Origin of the sequence: uncultured Stenotrophomonas sp. (assembly GCF_963519125.1) — a bacterium.
In the GTDB taxonomy this organism is placed as follows: domain Bacteria; phylum Pseudomonadota; class Gammaproteobacteria; order Xanthomonadales; family Xanthomonadaceae; genus Stenotrophomonas.
Map to the genome: position 1 here is coordinate 1 of NZ_CAUQLJ010000027.1, position 22,591 is coordinate 22,591.

Consider the following 22,591-nt stretch of genomic DNA (forward strand, 5'->3'; position numbering starts at 1 on the left):
ATGGGGGCTGCTAGAAAACATCCATGTTTTCTAGCGTCTCTCCGGGGGCTACCCGCCGGCCGCCCCCATACATGGTCGTTTGCGGTCGGAAACGGCAGACACGCGTGGCGTGTCCCTACGCGTATCCGCGACCGTTGGACTCGCTTTGGTAGAGTCGGTCCCCAGACGACTGCCGATAACGGTGATCGCCGCTGGGACGCATGAACTTCAAACGGGGTAGCTGCTTTCGTACTCGCTCCTTGCAAACCTGAAGGGCGATCACCACCAGCGAGGACCGGAATTCAATTCTTCATTCGGCGGCACCAGCTCGCGGGCCACCATCGTGGCCGCCCTACGCTCTGGATGTCCCCACAACGCCATACTCAATGAGAATCGATCTTCGTCCACATCCACATAGCGCTGCATCAACAACCGAAGCAACAACGAAGGTGTCTTCTTCACCCGCCATGCGGCCGCACGAAAGCGGCAACGAAGCTCACTGTCGAGCGACGCCTTGATGACATGTGGGTCTTCCAGAAACGTGTAGTCGGGCTGCGTATCAAAGTCATAAGGCGCCACAAAGCGAGGCTTTGATCGGGGCCCGGCAGGCGTCAGCAGGATCGCTCCGTTGCGCTCCTGAATCCTGATCAGGCACCGCGGCGGGAATCCCAATCGGTGCAGCCATTTGCCGCGCAGCATGATCACCGGAACCGCCCCGGGCCATTCGGCGTCATCCTTCTCCGCCTGCGTCATTGCGGGTGTTCCAGGACTGCAGCCATCGTCGGACGGATGGGCGTTTGCAGCGGAACGATCAGAGGGCGTGTCAGCCCGATGCGTTTGCATGGTAGACCTCCTGCAGAGAATGGCCTCTCGCCGGGATGGCGAGAGGCGTCGGGAGGCTACAACCGCGGATCAGCAAACGGTGTGGGTATTCCCCGTTGAGGGTGTTGTATTAGCCACACTCCCGACACAGGAAGTCATCATTTTTGCTGATTGCGGAGGTTGTAGACTCCGCGGACAACATTGCAGTCGACCGCAAACAAAGAGAAATCGTTTATTTCTGCGGTTTTCGCGGCTTTAGTTGACGCAGCCTATCCCTGTCGCAAATCCCATGCTGGCCGTGCGCAGCGCATCACAGAAGCGATGAAAACCGGCAACGTTCGCGTCGATCAAAACATGCAAACCGCGTAGCGACACGCCACGCGTGTCCGCAGTTTCCATCCGAAAGCGACATACCCGCCGGGCACAGCCCGGCACCCGCGTTTCCCATGGGTACCGACGCACTATCGGAGGGTCGGCGGGGGTGGGTTTGCGGGGGAATGAGCGGCATGGATGCCGCGACTTAGCCTCCATGGACGGATTCACGGCGTCCCCCGCAAACCCACCCCCGACGGCCCTGACCAGGGAGACCGCGCACACCACGGGTGTTCGCCTGAATCCAACAGCAGCCGGGCAGAGCCCGGCTCTACGGATGTCATGCAATCAGAGCAGCCAGGCAGGGCCTGGCTCTACCGAGCGCCCACAAAAAAACCGGGGAATCCCCGGTTCTTCTGCATCTCGCTGGCTGGCGAACGCTGGCTGGCGATGTCTGAGGGCTGGCGAGCGTTGGCTGGCTGGCGGTGAGGCTTCCTGGGTCGGCCAATGGCCGACGCTACCGACGTCGGGCCGATTGCCGACGCTACCCGTGGTGCGTGACGCGGCCCGGGCCACGCTCAGTGCGCGACGTTGCCCTTCGCTTCCATCTTGCTGGTCTGGTACAGCGCCAAACCAATGCGCTTGATCAGGCTCAGCTGCTGCTCCAGCCACCAGGCGTGGTCTTCCTCGGTGTCCTTCAGCTGCACCAGCAGCATGTCGCGGCTCACGTAGTCCTGGTGCTGCTCGCACAGCTTCATGCCGGCGGCCAGGTTGTTGCGCACGCTGTACTCGGTGTCCAGGTCCTTCTGCAGCATTTCTTCCACCGTCACGCCCGGCTCGAAACCGTGCGGACGCATGTCCGGCGTGCCGCCCAGGAACAGGATCCGGCGCAGCAGCGCATCCGCGTGCTGGGTCTCTTCTTCCATCTCGTGGTTAAGTCGCTCGTACAGCGCGAACAGACCCTGGTCTTCGTAACGACGCGAATGGATGAAGTACTGGTCACGCGCCGCAAGCTCGCCGCGCAGCAGCTCCTTCAGGCAGGCAATGACGTCGGGATGTCCTTTCATGGGGGGTCTCCAGCTGAATCAATGCGGGCATGGTGCCCCATCTGAAAATCCAGTGATCTAATCGGAATCAGTTGCAGTTGCACTTGCCCCTACAATCGGAGCATCACGGACGTCGGGGAGACGGCATGCGTCGTTGGCTGAAGCGGTTGCTATGGGCTTGTGCGGTACTGGGCGTGGTAGCGGTTGTCGCAATTGGCGTGGCCTGGGGCCTGCTGCGCGGCAGCCTGGCGACCCTGGACGGAGATGTTCCCCTGGCCGGCCTGCAGGCCCCTGTGAGCATCCAGCGCGACGCGCTGGGCGTAGTCACCATCGACGCCGCCAGCCAGGCCGATGCCATGCGCGCCCTGGGCATGGTGCACGCCCAGGAACGCTACTTCGAAATGGACCTGATGCGCCGCGCCGCCGCCGGCGAGCTCGCCGAACTGTTCGGACCCGCTGCCGTCGACGTCGACAAACGCATGCGCGTGCATCGCCTGCGCGCCCGTACCGACGCCCACCTGGCCGAGGCCATGGGCGACCAGGCCGACGTCCTGCAGGCCTATGTCGACGGCGTCAACCAGGGCGTGGGCGCCCTGAGCGTTCGCCCGTGGCCCTACCTGCTGCTGCGCCAGCAGCCCGCCGCCTGGACCCGCACCGACTCCATCCTCACCGGGCTGGCCATGTATGCCGACCTGCAGGACCCCGCCAACCAGAACGAACTGGCCATGCGGCGCATCCGCGAGGTTGCACCGCCGGCCCTGTACGCCCTGCTCAGCCATGACGGCAGTGAATGGGACGCCCCGCTGTTCGGCGAGGCACGCGGCAATGCTGTGTTGCCCGGCAAGGACATGCTGGACCTGCGCACCCTCGCCCAGGCACCGCCCCGCGCAGCGCCCGCCGAAGCCGACGTGCATGGCAGCAACAACTTCGCCGTGGCCGGCGCGCTGACCGCCGATGGCCGCGCCATCGTCGCCGACGACATGCACCTTGGGCTGCGTGCACCCAGCCTGTGGTTCCGCGTGCGGCTGCGCTACCCGGATGCGCTCGCCGCCGGCGGCCAGGTGGACGTCAGCGGCTTCTCCCTGCCCGGCCTGCCGGCCGTCGTGGTCGGCAGCAACGGCCACGTGGCCTGGGGCTTCACCAACAGTTACATCGACACCGCCGACTTCCGCCCGGTGGCGGCCAACGAACCTGACGTGCGCGTCTACGAAGAGCGCATCCGCGTGGCCAACGCGCCGGAGGAGCGCTTCAGCGTGCGCGAGACCGCCTGGGGCCCGATCCTGCACCGGCGTGCCGACGGCAGCGGCGAAGCGCTGCGCTGGACCGCGCAGCTGCCCGGCGCGGTGCGCCTGGACTTCGCCGACATGGCGCGTGCGGCCGACCTGGATGATGCGATGAAGATCGCCGACCGCGCCGGCATTCCCACCCAGAACCTGCTGCTGGCCGACACCCACGGCCGCATCGCCTGGCGTCTCCTGGGCACGCGCCCGGACCGCGCGGCCGACTGTCCACCGGACGGCTTCACCACCACCGCGCCGGCCAGCTGCGCGCCGTGGTCGATCCGCAGCGACGGCGCACCTGCGTTGGTTGACCCGCCCTCGCACCGGCTCTGGACCGCGAACGGTCGCGTGCTGGACGGTGCGGAACTGGCCATCGCCGGCAACGCCGGCTACGACCTCGGTGCGCGTGGACATCAGATCCGCGACGACCTCCATGCCAAAGAGCGCTTCACCGAACGCGATCTGCTGGCGATCCAGCTCGACGACCGCGCCGTGCTGATGGAGCGCTGGTACCACCTGATGCGCGAGGTGGTGAGCCACAGCGACGACCCCGCGCTGAAGCGGCTGGAAGCAGCTACCCGCCAGTGGGACGGCCGCGCCTCGGTCGATTCGGTGAGCTACCGTGTCGCGCGCGGATTCCGCGGCATGCTGCTGGACAAGGTGTCCATCGCCCTGCTGGCGCCGGCGAAGGCGACACTCGGCGGGGACTATCTGGAACCGCGCATGGCGCAGCTGGAAGGCGTGCTGTGGCCGTTGGTCACCGAGCGACCGGCACACCTGCTGCCACCGCCTTACGAGAGCTGGGAGTCCCTGCTCGCCGCCACCGCCAAGGGGCTGGAGAAGGACCTGGCCGAACAGGGCCCGGACCTGGCCGGGCGCACCTGGGGCGAACGCAACACCGCGGCCATCTGCCATCCGATCAGCCGCGCCCTGCCCGCCTTCGCCAAACCGTGGTTGTGCATGCCTGCCGATGCCCTGCCCGGCGACAGCAACCTGCCGCGCGTGCAGGGCCCCAACTTCGGCGCGTCGCAGCGCATGGTGGTGTCGCCGGGGCACGAAGCCGACGGCATCATCCACATGCCGGGCGGCCAGAGCGGCCACCCGTTGTCGCCGTTCTGGGGCGCGGGGCATGACGACTGGGTGCAGGGCAAGCCGACCCCATTCCTGCCTGGGCCGGCGCAGCACACGTTGAAGTTGACGCCCCGCGAGTGATGCCGATGGCCGTAGAGCCGGGCTCTGCCCGGCTGCGCGTCAGCGCCGACGCTCCAGCAGGTTCATCAACGGCCCGGTCATCGCCGTAGTCACCAGCGCCATGATCACCAGCACCGCAAACAGACGGTCGCCCAGGAAGCCCAGCTCGTAGCCCAGGTTGAGCACGATGAGTTCCATCAGGCCCCGGGTGTTCATCAACGCGCCCAGCTTCCAGGCCTCGTGGCTGTCCATGCCGGCACTGCGTGCCGCACTCCAGGTGCCCAGCAGCTTGCCTACCGTGGCCAGCGCGATCACCACCGCACACAGCAGCAGGTCGCTGGTCTGCAACGCGTCGGCGCGCATGCGCAAGCCGGTCATGGCGAAGAACAGCGGCAGCAGCAGGGTCACCGCGAACGGCTCCACCTTCGCCATCAGCAGGTGGCGCAGCTGCGCGTTGGACGACACCGCTACGCCGGCGGCGAACGCGCCGAACAGGGCGTGGATACCCAGCACTTCGGTCACCAACGCGCTGGCCAGCGAGAGCAGCAGCATGCCCAGCAGCCAGCGCCCTTCGCTGCCCGGGCGGATCTGCTGGCGCGAGAACCACGGCTTGACCACGCCCAGCATCAACGCGATGAACACCACCACGCACAGCAGACTGAGGCTCGCGGGCACCCAGCCGGCGGCCTGCGCGGCGGCCACGATCAATGCCAGCAGGCACCACGCAGTGGCATCGCCCAGCGCGGCGCAGGCGATGGCGGTCTGGCCCAGTGGGGTCTGGCTGATGCCACGGTCGGCGAGGATGCGCAGCAGCACGGGGAACGCGGTGATGCTCAGCGAAATGCCGACGAAGAGCGCGAATGCGGTGAAGCCGACGCCTGTCGGACCGTGTTCGGGATACAGCCAGATCGCCAGCAGCACGCCGAGCACGAACGGCACGGCGATGCCGGCGTGGCTGACGGTGAAGGCGAAACGACGGCGGCCACGGAGGCCGCCCAGATCGAGTTCTGCGCCGGCGACCAGAAGGAACATGAGCACGCCGAGCTGGCTGAGCATGCCCAGCGGCCCCAGCGAGCTGGCCGGGAACAGGGCACCGTGCAGGCCCGGCAGCAGGCTGCCAAGCACCAGCGGGCCCATCATCAGGCCGGCCGCCATTTCACCGATCACCGCCGGCTGGCGCAGACGCTTCAGCAGCGCGCCTGCGCCCTTGGCCACGACCAACAGCACCAGCAGCTGCAGCAGGAACAGGCCCAGTGGCGAGGCCAGATGGTGGGCCCAGTCGCTGCCCACCACCGGTTCGGCCTTGGCCGCAACGGCCGGCAGCTCCGGTCCCGCGTAGCGGGCCAGGGCCAGGCCGATCAGCAGCGGGACACCGGCCCAGGCGAGGTACTGCCAGCCCCATTTCATCCGCGGCACGCTGCCTCCGGTCTGTGCATCCATGAACATTCCCCAATGCATGAAAGGGGAATGGTAACCGGTGGACCCGGCCAGTGGCCGGGGTTACGCCAGGGCCTGCTCATGCACGCCGGCAACGGCGCGCCCGGAGGGGTCGGCCATGGCGGCGAAGCTGGCATCCCATGCAATGGCGGCCGGCGACGAGCAGGCGATCGACTTGCCGCCCGGGACGGTTTCGGCGGCGGCCTGGCTGGGGAAGTACTGCTCGAACACGTGGCGGTAGTAATAGGCTTCCTTGGTCTGCGGCGGGTTGTGCACGAAGCGCTTGTCGGCCGCGGCCATCACCCGGTCGCTGATCTGGGCTTCGGCATGCGCCTTGAGTCCGTCGATCCAGCCGTAGCCGACGCCGTCGCTGAACTGCTCTTTCTGCCGCCACAGGATGGAGTCCGGCAGGTAGCCTTCGAACGCTTCGCGCAGGACAGCTTTTTCGATCCGGCGCTTACTGTCGCCGCCCTGCCCGACCATCTTGTGGCGGGCGTCGATGCGCATGGCCACGTCGAGGAATTCGCGGTCGAGGAACGGGACGCGCGGCTCGACGCCCCAGGCCATCATCGACTTGTTGGCGCGCAGGCAGTCGTAGTTGTTGAGCGCGTCGAGCTTGCGCACCAGTTCTTCATGGAATTCGCGGGCGTTGGGCGCTTTGTGGAAGTACAGGTAGCCGCCGAAGATCTCGTCGCTGCCCTCGCCGGAGAGCACCATCTTGACGCCCATGGCCTTGATCCGGCGGGCGAGCAGGAACATGGGGGTGGAAGCGCGGATGGTGGTGACGTCGTAGGTTTCAACGTGGCGGATGACGTCGGGCAGTGCGTCGAGGCCTTCTTCGAAGGTGTATTCGAAGCCGTGGTGCACGGTGCCGAGCGCTTCGGCGGCGATGGCGGCGGCAGCCAGGTCGGGCGAGCCTTTCAGGCCGATGGCGAAGGAGTGCAGGCGCGGCCACCACGCTTCGCTCTGGTCGCCGTCTTCGATGCGGTGGCGGGCGTAGCGGGCGGCGACGGCGGCGACGAGCGAAGAATCCAGGCCGCCGGACAGGAGCACGCCATAGGGGACGTCGGTCATCAGCTGACGGTGGACGGCGCGCTCGAAGGCTTCGCGGAGGGCAGCACGGTCGGCCTCGACGCCTTCGACGGCGGCGTAGTCGCGCCAGGGGCGTTCGTAATAGCGGGTGAGGGTGTCGGTGGCGCTGTCGTACCAGTGGCCGGGCGGGAACTGGGCGGCGTCGGCGCAGGTGTCGACCAGCGATTTCAGTTCGGAGGCGACCAGCAGGCGGCCGTCCTTGTCATGGCCCCAGTAGAGGGGCACGACGCCGATGGGGTCGCGCGCGATCAGGACGCGCTGCTTGGCGCGGTCCCACAGGGCGAAGGCGAAGATGCCGTTGAGGCGGTTGAGGAAGGAGGCCGGGCTGTCCTGCTGGTGCAGGGCGTTGATCACTTCGCAGTCGGAGCCGGTCTGGAAGGCGTAGGGCTGTTCGAGTTCGGCCTTGAGTTCGCGGTGGTTGTAGATTTCGCCGTTGACGGCGAGGGCGAGGCTGCCGTCTTCGGAGAGCAGCGGCTGGGAGCCGCCGGCGGGGTCGACGATGGCCAGGCGTTCGTGGACGAGGATGGCGCCGTCGTCGACGTACACGCCGCTCCAGTCGGGACCGCGATGGCGCTGGCGCTGGGACAGGTCGAGCGCATGGCGGCGCAGGACGGTGAGGTCATCGCCGGCCTGCAGGCCGAACATTCCGAAGATCGAACACATGGGAACAGCTCCTTGAGGTTGGGGGAATACACGTAACGGCTGCATTCGACCGGCCACCGATCCCGGGCCTGACCTGCACCCGGAAAACAAAAAACCCGCATCGGCCGATGCGGGTTTTCTGGGGTCCGGGCGTGTGTTGCTTGTTCTAGCCCTGGTCGCAGTCCCGCATCGGCCGCGCACGATTATTCGCGCGCAGATTATTGCGGTTGGTGTTGTTGACGGCGGTGGCCAGGAGCGAGGACATGGGTCGACCGTAGCGCTGTTTCCGGGGGAGTGCAACAGTTGCTGTCGCAACTGAACGGCGCGGGTGGTTTGACCGCCTGCCCTGCCCGGACACGCAGATTGTCTGGGATCCTGTGGATTGCACGCGATCCGTGGAGCCGGGCTCTGCCCGGCTGCTGTTGGATTCAGGCGAATAGCCGTGGGCTGCAACTGTTCCCTGGTCAGGGCCGGCGGGGGTAGGTTGGCGGGGGACGCCGTGAATCCGTCAATGGAGGCTAAGTCGCCGCATCCATGCGGCTCATTCCCCCGCCAACCTACCCCCGCCGACCCTCCGATAGTGCGTCGGTGAGCATGGGAAACGCCGACGTCGGCCGCTGGCCGACAAATCATTGCGTTCAATTCTCTTGCGTCACCGCACGTTGGTTTGTTCACGGCGGTTGTTTGGGAACCAACCCTACCGAGCCTCGCGTCGCACGCGAACCATCCGCGTGGTGACACGCCACGCGTGTCCGCAGTAGGCCAACCCGAGCGCAATCGTGCCGACCACCGGTCGGTACACCAGCGTTTCCCATGGCCCGCGACGAACTATCGAAGGGCCGTCGGGGGTGGGTTGGTGGGGGAATGAGCGGCATGGGTCGGGCGCATGCGCCCGACGGGTTGGGCAGGAGCCCAACCCCGGTCTTGCCGTGTGCGCAGGACAGCGCACACGAGCAAGCCGCGACTTAGCCTCCATGGACGGATTCACGGCGTCCCCCACCAACCCACCCCCGACGGCCCAAGCCAGGGAAACCCCTCAGACCCGGGCTGTTCTCCTCAATGCATGAAGCCGGGCGCAGCCCGGCACCAGGTGATCGCATGCAATCAGGCGCGGCCGGGCAGAGCCCGGCTCTATGCGCGTGAGCGCGCAGGCAGCCGTGTTGTACACAGATTTCAGCGGTCAACAAGACTGCATTGCAATTCGGTGATGGTCGACAATGCGCGCCATGGACATCACTACTTTCCGCGACGAAACGATCGGTCGTGCGCGCATGCAGGCGATTGTTGCGGCACATCCGCGCGCAGCTGTATTCGAGGACTGCACCTTCGACGACGGCGATTTTTCGCGGCTGGACATGGATGGGTTCCAGTTTGTGCGCTGCTCGGTCGCCGGTGCGTCCTGGCTGGCCGCGTCGCTGGAGGAAACCCAGTGGACCAAGTGTCGTGGCGGGCAGTGCGATTTCAGTTCGGCCCTGCTGAGCGATGCGCGCTTCTCGCACTGCGATCTCAACAACAGTCATTGGCGCCGCGCGACGCTGTCGTCGGTGCGCTTCGAGGACTGCAAACTGACCGGTGCGCACCTGCAGGAAGTGACCGGCTGGGCGCTGGAATTCCGCGACTGCCTGCTGGTCAGCGCCGACCTGCGCGGGCTTTCGTTCCGCAAGGCCGAACTGGTCGGGATGGATTTCTCCGATGCCGAACTGTCAGGCTGCGACTTTCGCGATGCGGTGTTCGAAGGCGGCAGCCTGCGCAATGCGCAGACCCGGTTGACCCGGTTTGAGGGCGCTGACCTTCGGGGCGCGGACATCACCGGGCTCAACGTGATGGACGCCAAGCACTTCAAGAAGGCGGTGATTTCGCAGCGGCAGGCTGCCGCTGCGTTGGCGGAGTTTGGGTTGATTGTGGCGTGACGGTTTGGGTGCAGCCGGGCAGAGCCCGGCACTACCGGGTCAGCAGGCGCTCTATCAGGCGCTGGTAAAGTGCTGGCAGCGCCTCGAGGTCCGCGACCGACACGTTCTCATCTACCTGGTGGATGCTGGCATTGACCGGACCCACCTCGATGCACTGCGCGCCCAGCGGCGCGATGAAGCGCGCGTCCGAGGTGCCGCCGCCGGTGCTCTCTTCCGGCGGCGCGCCCGCGAACTCGCCCAGCACCTCGCGCGCCACCTGGCGCAGCGTGCCCTCCGGCGTGTAGAACGGCTCGCCGCTGCGGTGCCACTTCAACCGGTATTCCAGCCCATGGCGGTCCAGCAGCGCCGTGATCTCCTGCTCCAGCGCCTCCGCGTTCCAGTGCGGGTTGTAGCGCAGGTTGAACAGCACCTGCAGCTCGCCCGGGATCACATTGTTGGCCCCCGTGCCCGCATGGATGTTGGACACCTGCAGGCTGGTCGGCGGGAAACTCTCATAGCCGTCGTCCCACTCCCGCGCGGTCAACTCCGCCAACGCCGCTGCGGCCAGATGGATGGGATTGCGCGCCTTGTGCGGATACGCCACGTGGCCCTGCACGCCCTGCACTGTCAGCGTCGCCGACAGGCTCCCGCGCCGACCGACCCGCAACAGGTCGCCCAGCACCGCCGTCGACGACGGTTCGCCGGTAATGCACCAGTCGATGGCCTGGCCGCGCTCGCGGAACAGGTCTGCCACCCGGCGCACGCCGTCGATCGCGTCGCCTTCCTCGTCGCTGGTCAGCAGTACCGCCAGCGTGCCGGCGTGCCGGGGATGCGCCGCCACGAACTGCTCGGCGGCCACCACGAACGCCGCTACGCTGCCCTTCATGTCGGCCGCGCCGCGCCCGTACAACACGCCGTCACGGATCTGCGGGTCGAACGGGTCGCTCGTCCACGCCTCGACCGGACCGCTCGGCACCACGTCGGTGTGACCCAGCAGCACCAGCACCGGCGCGCCCTGCCCGTGCGTGGCCCACAGGTTGTCGACCTCGCCCAGGCGCAGGTGCTCGCACTGGAAGCCGGCACGCTGCAGGCGCCCGGCCAGCAGCGCCTGGCACCCGGCATCATCCGGGGTGACCGACGCGCGTGCGATCAGGTCGCAGGTGAGCGCAACGACGTCGTTCACGCGCCCACTCCAAAACGCTGCTTGAAACCGTTGTCGGAAAAGCCCTGGCTCATCACGCCATCGTCGGTGACCACCACCGGCCGCTTGATCAGCTGCGGATGCTCGCGCAGCAGCAGCTTCCATTCCGCGTCCGATGCAGCGGCCTTGCGGTTCTCAGGCAACTGCCGCCACGTAGTCGACGAACGGTTGACCAGCGCCGGGAACCCACCGGCCTGCGCCGCCCAGTCGACCAGCGTTTCCGGGCTGGGGGTGTGCTCGCGGTAGTCGACGAAGGTATATGCCACCTGGAAACGGTCGAGCCACTTGGTGGCCTTCTTGCAGGTGTCGCAGTTCTTGAGGCCGTAAAGGGTGGTGGTCATCGCGGACAGGTACTCATGCTGGGGGCCGACAGGGTGCACGCCAGCGAGTATAGCCTCGCGCCACGGTCATTCATTCCGCATCCATCAGTCCTCGCCCACGGGCTTGTTGAGCTCGTTCAGCAGCGTGCGCTGCCAGCTCGACAGCCCGGTCTTGAACGCGACGGCGTTGCCGATCAGCGGACGCCCCATCCGGTCCACGAGCAGGCTCAGTTCCGAGGACATGAAGGCGCACATGCCTTCCAGCTGGTGCTCGTACTGCGGCGCATCGAACGGGTCGGCCAGGTGCAACCGCATGCATACGCCATCCATGTCCAGCAGCATCTGCACGCGCGCGGCGTGATCCAGCGTGATCCTGCCGGACACGATCGCCACGACCAGGGCATTGGTGGCCGCTACGGCCTCTTCGCGGTCATGGCGGTCCGCCGCTTCGTTGAGGCGCAGCAGCCTGCCGGCCGCCTGGCTGAAGCCGGCCAGTTCCGAGGGCGGCATCCAGACGTCGTTTTCAGCTGACGACAACCGCAGCACCTGAGCTGCGGGCGCTCCTGCAGCAGGGCTTGACGTCGCGGTCGCGGTCGGCGCGAAGATCACGCCGGTGCGCGCCACCTCGGCGAAGTTGCGCCCGTTGTGCGGGTTGTCCGGAAGCGGTCCTCGCGCCGCTTCCTGGAGGGCCACCAGGTCCTGCACCCATGCCTGCTGCCGGGCCAGCCATTCGCAGTAGTAGTGGGTGCTGTATGCCAGGTAGTCCTTCAGCTGCTTCTCAGGGCCGAACCCATGGAACTCGCCATCGCGCTGGTCCCACACCCCCCGCGACGGCAGGCGTGCCTCGTCGATGATCGGCTTGAGCGCCTTCGCCGCATTGAGCTGCAAGGTGTCCACCGCCACCTTCTGGCACTGGCCGCGCCCGAGTTGGCCCAACCGCCGCAGGTACTGCACGCCGTACTTGGCGACCAATGCCAGCGTGCGACTTTCCCAATGGACCAGCAGGTCCGGCTGCGTCCGCAGCAGTCCGGGTACCTTCAGCAGCAGCGTGTCGGCAGCCGGGCGCGGCAACACCCCGTCCAACGGGCGAACCATCTGGTGTTCGGAGGCGCGAAGCGCGCTGACCAGCCCGAACGCCAGGCAGCTGCCGGTTACCGCGTGCTCTGGAAGCTCGTGCAGCTTCGACTCGAAGATCGGCAGCAGGTGCCGGGTGATGGCACGGCCGCACAGGGTCTGCAGCTTCGGATGATTGATCAGCTCCCCGAGGTGGAACATGATCACGCTGAGATTTTCCAGGGTGAAATCCTGCCGGGCGCGGATCGCCAGGATCGCATTGCGCGCCGCCGCCAGCAGCAGCGTGCTGTCGCAGTCCACCTCGCCGCGCCTGCGCACCAGCTGGCACAGGATGTTCAACGCCTTGCCCAGGTAGATGTTGGAAACGCGCTGCGGAGCGTCGCTGTCGCTGTCGTCTGCGCCGACGCTCCCGGCCAGGATGCGGCGGAGCGTTTGAAGATCGGCATTGAGGGTGGAAAGCTCGCCGGCCTTGGCGATTTTCTGGTACAGCGCAGAGACCAGGTAGTCCGCCTCGGTCAGGCGTACGCAGTGCTCGCCCACCGGCACGATGGGCATGCCCTGGAAGCCGGATGCGTTGAACACCTCCTGCGGTACCGCCCTGCCCTGTTCGGCCATGGCAGAGAACTGCGGGGAGTACGCATGGTGGATTACCGATACGGTATTGCCGAGTCGCTCCATGAGGGCCTCTTCTGCCGGGAAAACGGCAGCATAGCCACGCCCCAGCGCGACCAGGGCGATGGACGATTCAAGCTGTGACGCGGTTTGCGAAGCCAACGCAGTGCGCGTGGCGGAAGCGTCACGGGGCATCGAAACGATGCCCCGATTGCGTCACCGGCTCAGTCGGCCAGGCCGCGCAGCAGCTCGTTGACGCTGGTCTTGCTGCGGGTCTTGGCGTCGACCTGCTTGACGATCACCGCGCAGTACAGCGAGTGCGATCCGTCCTTGGAGGGAAGCTGGCCGGACACCACCACGCTGTACGGCGGCACCGAACCGTAGCTGATCTCGCCGGTGGCACGGTTGTACACGCGCGTGCTCTGGCCGAGGAACACGCCCATGCCGATCACGCTGTGGTGGCCGACCACGAAACCTTCCACCACTTCCGAACGCGCGCCGATGAAGCAGTGGTCTTCGATGATGGTCGGGCTGGCCTGCAGTGGTTCCAGCACGCCGCCGATGCCCGCACCGCCGGACAGGTGGCAGTGCTTGCCGATCTGCGCGCACGAACCGACCGTGGCCCAGGTGTCGACCATCGTGCCTTCGCCTACGTACGCACCGATGTTGGTGAAGCTGGGCATCAGCACCACGTCCTTGCCGAAGTAGCTGCCGCGGCGCGCGATCGCACCGGGCACCACGCGCACGCCGGCACGGCGGAACTTCGCCTCGTCGAAGCCGGCGAAGCGCGACTCGACCTTGTCCCAGAACGGCGCCGGGCGCGCATCGACCACCGCCATGTCGTTGACGCGGAAGTACAGCAGCACGGCCTTCTTCAACCACTCGTTGACCTTCCAGCCGCCATGGCCGTCAGGTTCGGCCACGCGGAATTCGCCGGTTTCCAGGCCGTCGATGACGCGCCCGACCAGCGGCTTGGTCGAGCCTTCGATCTCATGCAGGGTCAGCGTGGCACGGCGCTCGAACGCGCTTTCGATGCCGAATTTCAGCTCTTCCACGCCCGGCGTAGTCGGCTTGCGCAGCGACTTGCGGGCGATGGTTTCGGCGCGCCTGGCGGCCGTTTCAGCGGCGCTGCTGGCGACCGCCTTCTTCGCCGGCGCCTTCTTTGCCGCGGCGGCCTTCTTCGCGACCGGCGCGGTCTTCTTCGCAGCGGTCTTCTTCGCGGGCGAAGGTGCGGCAGCAGTCTTCTGGGCCGCCGCAGTCTTCGCGGCAGTCTTCTTGGCAGGCTTGGTGGCCATCAGTGGGGGTCTCCGGCTTTTCGATCAGGGTCCAGGCAGGCCAGCATCGCGTCGCGCAGCTGCTGCCTGGCGGTTTCGGTCAGGGGGCGGTCGTGCTCATCGCTGATCACGAACATGTCTTCGGCGCGCTCGCCGAACGTGGCAATGCGCGCGTCGTGCACGCGCAGGCCCTGGTTGCGCAGCACGAAGGCGACGTCGGCCAGCAGCCCGGGGCGGTCGGGCGCGACCAGGCTGAAGCGGGTGCCGCCGGTGTCGTTGTCGTTGGCGTCGCGGAACTCAATGCGCGGGGCAAAGCGGAAGTGGCGAAGCTGGCGCGGCACCACCCGGCGCGAGGGACGCAGCTGGGACAGGTCGCCCGCCAGCGCGTCGCGCAGCGCCGCTTCCAGGCGCGGCGCGTCGCCGTCGGCGAAGCTGTCGGCCGGGGTCACTTCGAAGGTATCGAAAATGGTGTCGACCGGACCGTCGAGCACGCGCGCGCGGTGGATGCCATAGCCCTTGCGGTCCAGGGTCATCACGATCGCGGCGAACAGGCCGTCGCGGTCGGGCGAATGCACGAATACCTCCAACGCGTCGTCATCGGCGGTGATCCGGCGGACCTTGACCAGGGTCTGGCCCTGCTTGACCGGCACCAGCGCGGCGGCCTGCCAGGCCAGCTGCTCCGGGCGCAGGCGGATGAAGCTTTCGTCCGGCATCACGGTGAACTGGCGGTCGATGGTGGCGTCGTCATAGCCGCGTTCGCGGACCAGCGCGCGCACCGTTTCGCGGGCCTCGAGCACGCGTTCGGCGGCCGGCATCTGGTTTTCCAGTCCGTCGCGCAGCGCACGGCGCGCAGCGAAGTACAGGTCAGCCAGCAGCCGGTCCTTCCAGGTATTCCACAGCTTGGGACTGGTCCCGGCGATGTCGGCGCAGGTCAGCAGGTACAGGTAATCCAGCCGGTCCCGGCTGCCCACGAGGGTGGCGAAGCGGTGGATCACGTCCGGGTCGGAAATGTCCTGCTTCTGCGCGGTCACCGACATGCGCAGGTGCTGCTCGACCAGCCAGGCCACCAGCTCGGTGTCCGAGCTGCCCAGCCCATGCGCCTGGCAGAACGCACGCGCGTCGACCTTGCCCAGTTCGGAATGGTCGCCACCACGGCCCTTGGCGATGTCATGGAACAGCCCGGCCAGCAGCAGCAGTTCCGGCTTGCGCAGGCGCGGCCAGACTTCGTGCGCGATGGAGAAGCGTTCGTCGGCGCGGCTGGTCGCGAACAGGCCCATGTTGCGCAGGACCATCAGCGTGTGCTGATCGACGGTGTACACATGGAACAGGTCGAACTGCATGCGCCCGGACACCTGCGCGAACGCGGGAATCCACTGCCCCAGGACGCCCAGCCGTGCCATGCGCGCCAGCGTGTCGACCGCGCGCGGGCTGCGCAGCAAAGCCATGAACTGCTCACGCGCGGCGGGGCTGGCGTCGGTGTATGCAGGCAGCTCGCCCAGCGCTTCGGCCAGCGCGCGCGCGGTCAACGAATGCAGTCCGCGCACGTCGGGGTTGTACGCCCAACTGGAAAACAGCGCGAACACCTGTTCGATGTCGCCCTGCGGCCACTGTGGATCATTCGCGGCGAGGTAGCCACGGCGCAGCGAGAAGCCCACGCTGACCGGCTCGGGCACGGCTTCGCCGTCGAACTGTTCCTCGAACCGCTGCAGCAGCCGGTCGCTGATCCGCCGCACCACGGTGGCGCTGCGGTAGAAGCCCTGCATCATCTTTTCGACCGCCAGGCTTTCCACGTCGTCGACGAAGCCCAGCCGGGCAGCCAGGGTTTTCTGGTAGTCGAAGCGCAGGCGTTCTTCCGGGCGGTTGGCGACCAGGTGCAGGCCAAAGCGCAGCTGCGCCAGCGCGCAGCGTTCGCGGCGCAGTGCCACGGCTTCGTCGGCCCCCAGGTGGCCCAGGCCGACCAGGGCTTCCAGTTCGCGCACACCGAAGGCGCGCAGCGCCATCCAGCCCAGCGTGTTGAGATCGCGCAGGCCGCCTGGGCCGTCCTTGATGTCCGGCTCCAGGTTGTCGGCGGTATCGCCGAAGCGCTGGTGGCGTGCCAGCAGCTCGTCACGCTTGGCCAGGAAAAATTCGCGCGGCGGCCACAGGCCGTCGCTGTTGACCGCCTGCTTCAGTGCCTGGCGAGCGGCGTCATCGGCCACCAGCGGCCGCGATTCGATCAGGGCGGTCAGCACGGTCTGGTCGGCACTGGCCTGCACGCACTCGTGCGCCGAACGCACCGCGTGGCTGACCGGCAGGCCGCAGTCCCAGAGCAGCGCGAACAGGCGCGCCAGCGCGGTTTCATGGGCGCGCTGCGCCTGCGTCGGGCCAAACACCAGCAGGTCGATGTCCGAGCGCGGGAACAGTTCGCCGCGGCCGTAGCCGCCGACCGCGAACAGCGCCAACCCGGCGTCGGCCGGAATGCAGCGCTGCCAGGCCAGGCGGATCAGGTGGTCGGCCGCGCGCGCGCGCAGCGCCAGCAGGCGCTCGATGTTGTCGCCCTGGTCGAAGCGGCGGTACAGGCGCGCGTCGGCCTGCTGCAGCGCCTGGCGCGCGGCAGCAGCCCAATCCGGGTCGTTGAGCGACGCGGCCGGCGTGTCCAGCAGCGAACTCGCCGGCAGCATCTTCAGGAGACCTGCGACTCGCCCGGCGACAGGGTCAGCACGTCCACGCCGGTCTCGGTGACCGCGATCATGTGCTCCCACTGTGCCGACAGCTTGCGGTCCTTGGTCACCACGGTCCAGCCATCCGGCAGCACCTTGTTGTAGCGGGTGCCCTCGTTGATCATCGGCTCGATCGTGAAGGTCATGCCCGGCTGCAGCACCAGGCCCTGGCCCGGACGTCCGTAATGCACCACCTGCGGCTCGTCGTGATAGACCTTGCCGATGCCGTGGCCGCAGTACTCGCGCACCACGCTGAAGCGCTCGCCTTCGGCCAGCGACTGGATCGCATGGCCGATGTCGCCCAGGGTCGCGCCCGGCTTGACCGCACGGATGCCGGCCCACATCGCCTGGTAGGTGGTGTCGACCAGGCGCTTGGCCATCGTCGAAGGGGTGCCGACGAAGTACATGCGGCTGGTGTCGCCGTGCCAGCCGTCCTTGATCACGGTGACGTCGATATTGACGATGTCGCCGTCCTTCAGGACTTTGGCTTCGCTCGGGATGCCGTGGCAGATGACGTTGTTGACCGACGTGCACACCGTCTTCGGGAAGCCCCGGTAGCCGACGTTGGCCGGGGTGGCCTTCTGCACGTTGATGATGTGGTCGTGGCAGATGCGGTCGAGCTCTTCGGTCGTCACGCCCGGCTTGACGTACGGGGTGACGATGTCGAGCACTTCGCTGGCCAGGCGGCCGGCGACGCGCATCAGTTCGATTTCCTCGGGGGTTTTCAGATTCACGCTCATGGCGGCCATTATCGCCGATCCGGGGCCATTCTGAACGGAAGCCGCTGGAACGCTGACAGCGCAGGTTCGGGTCTGGCGGGCCCGGAACGTAAAAACTGTGAAAACTGGCCAATTTCCGTCACATCTCGCCTACAGCGCTGCTTTTATAACGAACCCAGCGCCGCCCCTGGCGCCCTCCCCCTGCAGTACGCCGGCATCGAACCGTTCATCCAGGCCCCCCGTCCAAGGAGAAGACCATGCGATTCCTTCGCGCCCCGCGTCCCCTGCTGTTCGGCCTTGGCCTCGTTGCCCTGGCATCTCCGGCCCTTGCGGCCGATACCACCACCTTCAACGTGCGCCTGATCATCACCAAGGCATGCACGATCACGGCTGCGGCGGCCACCGATGTCGACTTCGGCTCGGCCCTGTCCACGGCGACCACGCCGATCAACGCGCAGGGCTCGGTCACCGCCCAGTGTTCGGCGCTGACCCCGTACACCATCGCGCTGAATGCCGGCTCCAATGCGGGTACGGCCAATGACGTCACCACGCGCCGCATGCGCAACACCGACACCACGGTGACCACCAATAATTTCGTCGGCTACCAGCTGTACTCCAACCCCACGCGGACCACGGTCTGGGGCGCCACGGCCGGCACCAATACCGTGGCCGGGGTCGGCACAGGCCTGGCCCAGGCCTACCCGGTCTACGGCCAGGTCGCCAATCCCAGCGTGAACAACGCTGCGACGGGTAACTACCAGGACACGGTCACCGCCACCATCACCTACTGAGGGTCGCCATGTACCAGCTCATACGGGGGGGCGCGGAGCGCTCCACGGCGAAGCTGTGCGCCGGCGTCCTGGCGGCAGCGCTTGCGCTGCCACATGCGCACGCGGCCAGCCTGCAGGTCGCGCCGACCTCGCTGCAGCTCGGTGCCCGGCAGAACGCCGAAGCGCTGTGGATCAGCAACAGCGGCACCGAGCCTGTGGACGTCCAGGCCCGGGTGTTCCGCTGGGTCCAGCAGAACGGCCGCGACGAACTGGAGCCGACCACCGACCTGGTGGTGAGTCCGCCGATGCAGGCACTGGCGGCCGGGCAGCAGCAGCTGATCCGCGTAGTGCGCGCGGTGCCGCAACCCCCTTCCACGCAATTGTCCTATCGGGTGATCGTGGACGAAGTGCCCAAACTCGACCCCAACCGCCAAGGGATGCAGTTCGTACTGCGCTACTCGTTGCCGGTGTTCGTGCAGCCGGAGGGCAGCGCCACCACCGCGCCCGACCTGCAGGCCACGGTGCTGACCCCGCCCGACGGCAAGCCGGTGCTGGAAGTGCACAACCGTGGCACCGGCTATGCCCAGCTCGCCGACCTGGCGGTCGGTACGCTGGAGAGGCCGCAGATCTTCCAGCCCGGCCTGGTCGGCTACGTCCTTGGCGGGCAGACCATGCGCTGGCCGCTGGACATCGCCGCCGGTCGCCTGTCAGGCGCCACCCTTTCGGCAAAGATCAATGGCGCCTCGCAAGCCACGCCACTGTCTCCGACGCCACCGGCTCGCTGAGGCCTGCATGCGCGTCGCCCTGGCTGCCGGCGCGGTCTCGTCTGGAATGCTGGCCGGCGCGGCCCGTGCCGCCGACGCACCGTTGGACAGTGGCGCAGACATCGGGGCGTTCGCCGCCGATGACGTGATGCTGCCTGCCCCGACCCCGCTGACCGCGCCGCAGACGCTGTACCTGGAGGTGACCCTCAATGGCAGCCCGCGCGGGCTGCTGCCGTTCACCGAACTGGGCGGCCAGTTGCGCGCGGACCCGGCGGTACTGCGCCAGCTGGGCTTCGGCGCGCGCGGCGACGCACCGGTGCCGCTGGCGCAGATCAGCGGCGTGGTGGTGCGCTACGACGCCGGCCTGCAGACCCTGGCTTTGGAGGTGCCGCTGGAGCAGCTGTCGCTTCCGACCACCGAGCTGGGCCAGGCCCTGCCCACTACGCCCACCGCGAGCGCCTCGCCGGGTGCACTGGTCAATTACGACGTTTATGCAAGCCAGAACGAGGACGCCGGCAACCTGGCCCTGACCACCGAATGGCGCGTGTTCGGCCTCGGCCGCGGCGTCCTGCGCAGCACCCAGTTGCTGCGCACCTTCCAGGACAGCGAGCGCGACTGGCGCGGCGAAAGCGTGCGGCTGGACAGCGCCTGGCAGCTGGATTTCCCCGACAGCGCATTGACGTTGACCGTGGGCGACTTCTTCAGCGGCTTCGTCGACTGGAGCCGACCGGTGCGCATGGGCGGCATCCAGATCGGACGCAACTACGGCCTGCAGCCGTACCGCGTGCTGACCCCCACCCCCAGCTTCCTCGGTGAAGCGGTGGTGCCTTCCACGGTCGAGCTCTACGTCGATGGCCTGCGCCAGTACAACGGGGAAGTCCCAGTGGGTCCGTTCCAGCTCGGCGCACAGCCGGGGATCAGCGGTACCGGCAATGCGCAGGTGGTGATCACCGACGCCTACGGGCGCATGCAGACCCTGGATTTTTCGTTTTACGGCACCCAGCAGCTCCTGGCCGAGGGCCTTTCGGACTGGTCGGCCGGGGTCGGCCGGATGCGCCGCGACTATGGCATCCGCTCCTTCTCCTACGACGACGCGACGGTGGGCAGCGCCACCTGGCGTCGCGGGGTGAGCAACCGTTTCACCGCCGAGCTGCATGCCGAAGGTGGCGGCGGCGTGGCCAGTGCCGGTGCCGGTGGCTGGTGGCAGCTGGGGATGGCCGGCGTGCTCAATGCGTCCTACGCCCGCAGCCGCCGCGACGGGCGCGACGGCGGCCAATGGGCGCTGGGCTACAGCTGGAACAACCGTGTCTTCAACGTCAATGCGTCCACGCTGCGTACCCACGGGCAGTTCCAGGACCTGGGCAGCCTGCAGGGCGCGCTGCCGCCGGATGTCACCGACCAGGTCACCGCCGGTGCCAGCCTGGGCCGGGGCGGCGCATTGAGCGCCAGCTACCTGCGCCTGTCCTACCCCGACGACGAGGACCGCCGCTACGCCAGCGTGTTCTGGAACCGCACGTTTTCCGAACGCTGGTCGGCGTATGTCTCGTTCAACCAGAACCTGGATAAACGCGCCGACCGCAGCGTGTACGTCTCGATCACCGCCAGCCTCGGCCAGAACCGCCAGAGCAGCGTGGCCGCGCAACGCAACGGCGACCGCATGCTGTACACCGTGGACGTGTCCAAGCCGGTACCCGGTGACGGCAGCGAAGGCGGCTTCGGCTGGCGCGCGCAGGCGCGGCACGGCGACGACGGCACCGGCGGACTGGCCGAGGTGGGCTGGTTGAACCGGGTCGGCCGGTACTCGCTGGGCGCGGCCCGCCAGGGCGATTCCAGCTTTGCCTACGCCAATGCGAGCGGCAGCCTGGTCTGGATGAGCGGCCACGTGTTTGCCGCGCGCGAGGTGCCGGACGCCTTTGCGGTGGTCTCCACCGACGGCTTCGGCGGGGTGCCGGTGCGGCTGGAGAACCGCCCGATCGGGGTCACCGACGAGAACGGCCTGCTGCTGGTGACACCTTTGCTGTCCTGGCAGCGCAACCGGATCTCGATCGACACCCTGGACCTGCCCGCCGACCTGCGTGCCGACCGCGTGGATACCCAGGTCACGCCGCGCCAGAGTGCCGGCCTGGGCGTGGACTTCGGCCTGCGCCGCACCCGCGCCATCACCCTGGTGCTGCACGACGCGCAGGACCAGCCATTGGCAGCCGGCAGCCAGGTACGCCTGCCCGGCCAGCGCAGCGCGCCGGTGGGCTACGACGGCGAGGTCTACCTGGAGGACCTGCCGGGCGCGGGTCCGCTGCAGGTGGATACCGAGGACGGTCCGTGCTCGGTCGAGCTGCCGCTGACTGCGGCGCCAGGCAGCGCACCGCTCAGGCTGGGCCCGCTGCGCTGTCAGCCGGCGCGCACGCCATGAGCACCCGCCTGCTGCTCGCGCTGCTGCTGGGCCTGGCCGGACTGGTGGCCGGTGGCGCAGCGCGCGCCGATACCACCTGCACCACGACCACGCCGGTCACGGCTGCGTTCGGCAATGTCGCCAATGCCGCCGCAGCCCCGGTGTTCACCACCACTACCTTCACCATCACCTGCACTACCACCGCGCTGAGCCTGCTGGCGACCGCCTCGGTGCGCGCCTGCCTCGGAATTGGCGTGGGCACTACGGGGGCCACGATCTCGCCGTTGCGGCGGATGACGAATCCGAGCGGCGACCCGATGAACTACCAGCTGTTCACCAGCTCGGCCTACAGCACGATCTGGGGCCTGACCCCGGGCACCACGCCAGGACCGCAGGTGGTGGACCTGAATTACAACGTGCGGCTGCTGACCGGCGGCAGCGGCGCGGTGTCGGTGACCATCTACGGCCGCATCCCGGCCGGGCAGACCCTGTCGGCCGGGGCCTACAGCAGTGCCTTCAGTGGCGGCGATGTGCGCCTCCAGTACGCTTTCAACGAGGTGTTGCTGGGTACCGCGACCGCGCCACCGGCCTGCAATACCGTGGCCGGGGTGACCGGCAACAAGGTGGCGACCGGCGGTTTTCCGTTCACGGTCACTGCCAACGTGCTGCCGCAGTGCAGTGCCTACGTCACCACCGACATGGACTTCGGCAGCAATGCGGGCGCGATTGCCAGCAACATCGACCGCACCTCGACGATCGGGCTGACCTGCATCAACCGCACCGCCTACACCGTCGCGCTGGACAACGGCCTGTATGCCAACGGCACGATCCGGCGGATGCGGCACGACACCAATCCGGCGTGGTTCATCCCGTATGAGCTGTACCGGGAAAGCACGCGTACCCAGCGCTGGGGCAGCACCGCCAATGTCGACCTGGTCTCGGGTACCGGGACCGGCGCGGCCCAGACCCTGACCGTGTACGGGCGCGCGCCCCCGAGCACCGGTGCCGTGGCGGCGGGCAACTACAGCGACCAGATCAAGGTGACGATCACCTACTGAGGGATAAAGTCCGACGCGGCG

At 67.6% G+C, this 22,591-nt stretch carries 16 protein-coding genes; 6 read left to right on the plus strand and 10 right to left on the minus strand.

What is annotated here, in order from left to right:
* Positions 1–258: 258 nt before the first annotated feature.
* Entirely contained in the window at positions 259–732 is a 474-nt protein-coding gene (locus RYM47_RS17360) for a hypothetical protein (protein ID WP_315389535.1), read from the minus strand.
* A 959-nt stretch (positions 733–1,691) separates the two neighbouring features.
* Positions 1,692–2,180 (minus strand): bacterioferritin, encoded by a 489-nt coding sequence (gene bfr / locus RYM47_RS17365; RefSeq protein WP_315389537.1) that lies wholly within the window; start codon positions 2,178–2,180, stop codon positions 1,692–1,694.
* Positions 2,181–2,305: 125 nt separating this feature from the next.
* On the opposite strand from bfr, the gene RYM47_RS17370 reads away from it, so the two are divergent.
* On the plus strand, positions 2,306–4,651 hold the full coding sequence (locus RYM47_RS17370) for a penicillin acylase family protein (RefSeq protein WP_315389538.1): 2,346 nt from the start codon (positions 2,306–2,308) through the stop codon (positions 4,649–4,651).
* Between the two features lie 39 nt (positions 4,652–4,690).
* Here the strand turns inward: RYM47_RS17370 and RYM47_RS17375 are convergent, their stop codons facing one another.
* Both RYM47_RS17375 and asnB read right to left on the minus strand, forming a co-directional pair.
* Positions 4,691–6,076, minus strand: coding sequence for a cation:proton antiporter (locus tag RYM47_RS17375; RefSeq protein WP_315389540.1), 1,386 nt, complete (start codon positions 6,074–6,076; stop codon positions 4,691–4,693).
* A gap of 54 nt (positions 6,077–6,130) precedes the next feature.
* Positions 6,131–7,822 (minus strand): asparagine synthase B, encoded by a 1,692-nt coding sequence (asnB, locus tag RYM47_RS17380; RefSeq protein ID WP_315389542.1) that lies wholly within the window; start codon positions 7,820–7,822, stop codon positions 6,131–6,133.
* A 1,205-nt stretch (positions 7,823–9,027) separates the two neighbouring features.
* On the opposite strand from asnB, the gene RYM47_RS17385 reads away from it, so the two are divergent.
* Positions 9,028–9,711: a pentapeptide repeat-containing protein gene (locus RYM47_RS17385; protein ID WP_315389544.1), complete on the plus strand. Its 684-nt coding sequence runs from the start codon at positions 9,028–9,030 to the stop codon at positions 9,709–9,711.
* A gap of 31 nt (positions 9,712–9,742) precedes the next feature.
* On the opposite strand, the gene dapE is transcribed toward RYM47_RS17385, so the two are convergent.
* The 6 genes from dapE to map all read right to left on the minus strand — a co-directional run bounded on the left by dapE (position 9,743) and on the right by map (position 17,610).
* Positions 9,743–10,873, minus strand: a complete 1,131-nt coding sequence (gene dapE, locus RYM47_RS17390; protein ID WP_315389546.1) for a succinyl-diaminopimelate desuccinylase — start codon at positions 10,871–10,873, stop codon at positions 9,743–9,745.
* Complete coding sequence (locus RYM47_RS17395) at positions 10,870–11,232, minus strand: arsenate reductase (protein ID WP_315389548.1); 363 nt, start codon at positions 11,230–11,232, stop codon at positions 10,870–10,872. The genes dapE and RYM47_RS17395 overlap by 4 nt, the downstream gene beginning before the upstream one ends.
* An 84-nt stretch (positions 11,233–11,316) precedes the next feature.
* Positions 11,317–12,963 (minus strand): hypothetical protein, encoded by a 1,647-nt coding sequence (locus RYM47_RS17400; RefSeq protein ID WP_315389550.1) that lies wholly within the window; start codon positions 12,961–12,963, stop codon positions 11,317–11,319.
* 158 nt (positions 12,964–13,121) lie between these two features.
* Positions 13,122–14,192, minus strand: a complete 1,071-nt coding sequence (gene dapD / locus RYM47_RS17405) for a 2,3,4,5-tetrahydropyridine-2,6-dicarboxylate N-succinyltransferase (protein ID WP_315389552.1) — start codon at positions 14,190–14,192, stop codon at positions 13,122–13,124.
* Positions 14,192–16,831, minus strand: coding sequence for a [protein-PII] uridylyltransferase (locus RYM47_RS17410; RefSeq protein WP_315389554.1), 2,640 nt, complete (start codon positions 16,829–16,831; stop codon positions 14,192–14,194). Before RYM47_RS17410 ends, dapD begins: the two co-directional genes overlap by 1 nt.
* Positions 16,832–16,833: 2 nt before the next feature.
* Complete coding sequence (gene map, locus RYM47_RS17415) at positions 16,834–17,610, minus strand: type I methionyl aminopeptidase (protein WP_315389555.1); 777 nt, start codon at positions 17,608–17,610, stop codon at positions 16,834–16,836.
* A 236-nt stretch (positions 17,611–17,846) separates the two neighbouring features.
* Between map and RYM47_RS17420 the strand changes: the two genes are divergently transcribed.
* From RYM47_RS17420 to RYM47_RS17435, 4 genes are read left to right on the plus strand one after another with little or no spacing between them, the layout of a single operon-like run.
* The gene (locus RYM47_RS17420) at positions 17,847–18,380 is read left to right on the plus strand and encodes a spore coat protein U domain-containing protein (protein WP_315389557.1); all 534 of its coding nucleotides are present in this window, start codon (positions 17,847–17,849) and stop codon (positions 18,378–18,380) included.
* 8 nt (positions 18,381–18,388) lie between these two features.
* Positions 18,389–19,144, plus strand: a complete 756-nt coding sequence (locus RYM47_RS17425; protein WP_315389558.1) for a molecular chaperone — start codon at positions 18,389–18,391, stop codon at positions 19,142–19,144.
* Positions 19,145–19,190: 46 nt separating this feature from the next.
* Positions 19,191–21,533 carry a fimbria/pilus outer membrane usher protein gene (locus RYM47_RS17430; protein ID WP_315389597.1) on the plus strand — a complete coding sequence of 781 codons (2,343 nt, stop codon included), beginning with the start codon at positions 19,191–19,193 and terminating at the stop codon, positions 21,531–21,533.
* Positions 21,530–22,570, plus strand: a complete 1,041-nt coding sequence (locus tag RYM47_RS17435; RefSeq protein ID WP_315389559.1) for a spore coat U domain-containing protein — start codon at positions 21,530–21,532, stop codon at positions 22,568–22,570. Before RYM47_RS17430 ends, RYM47_RS17435 begins: the two co-directional genes overlap by 4 nt.
* Positions 22,571–22,591: the final 21 nt, after the last annotated feature.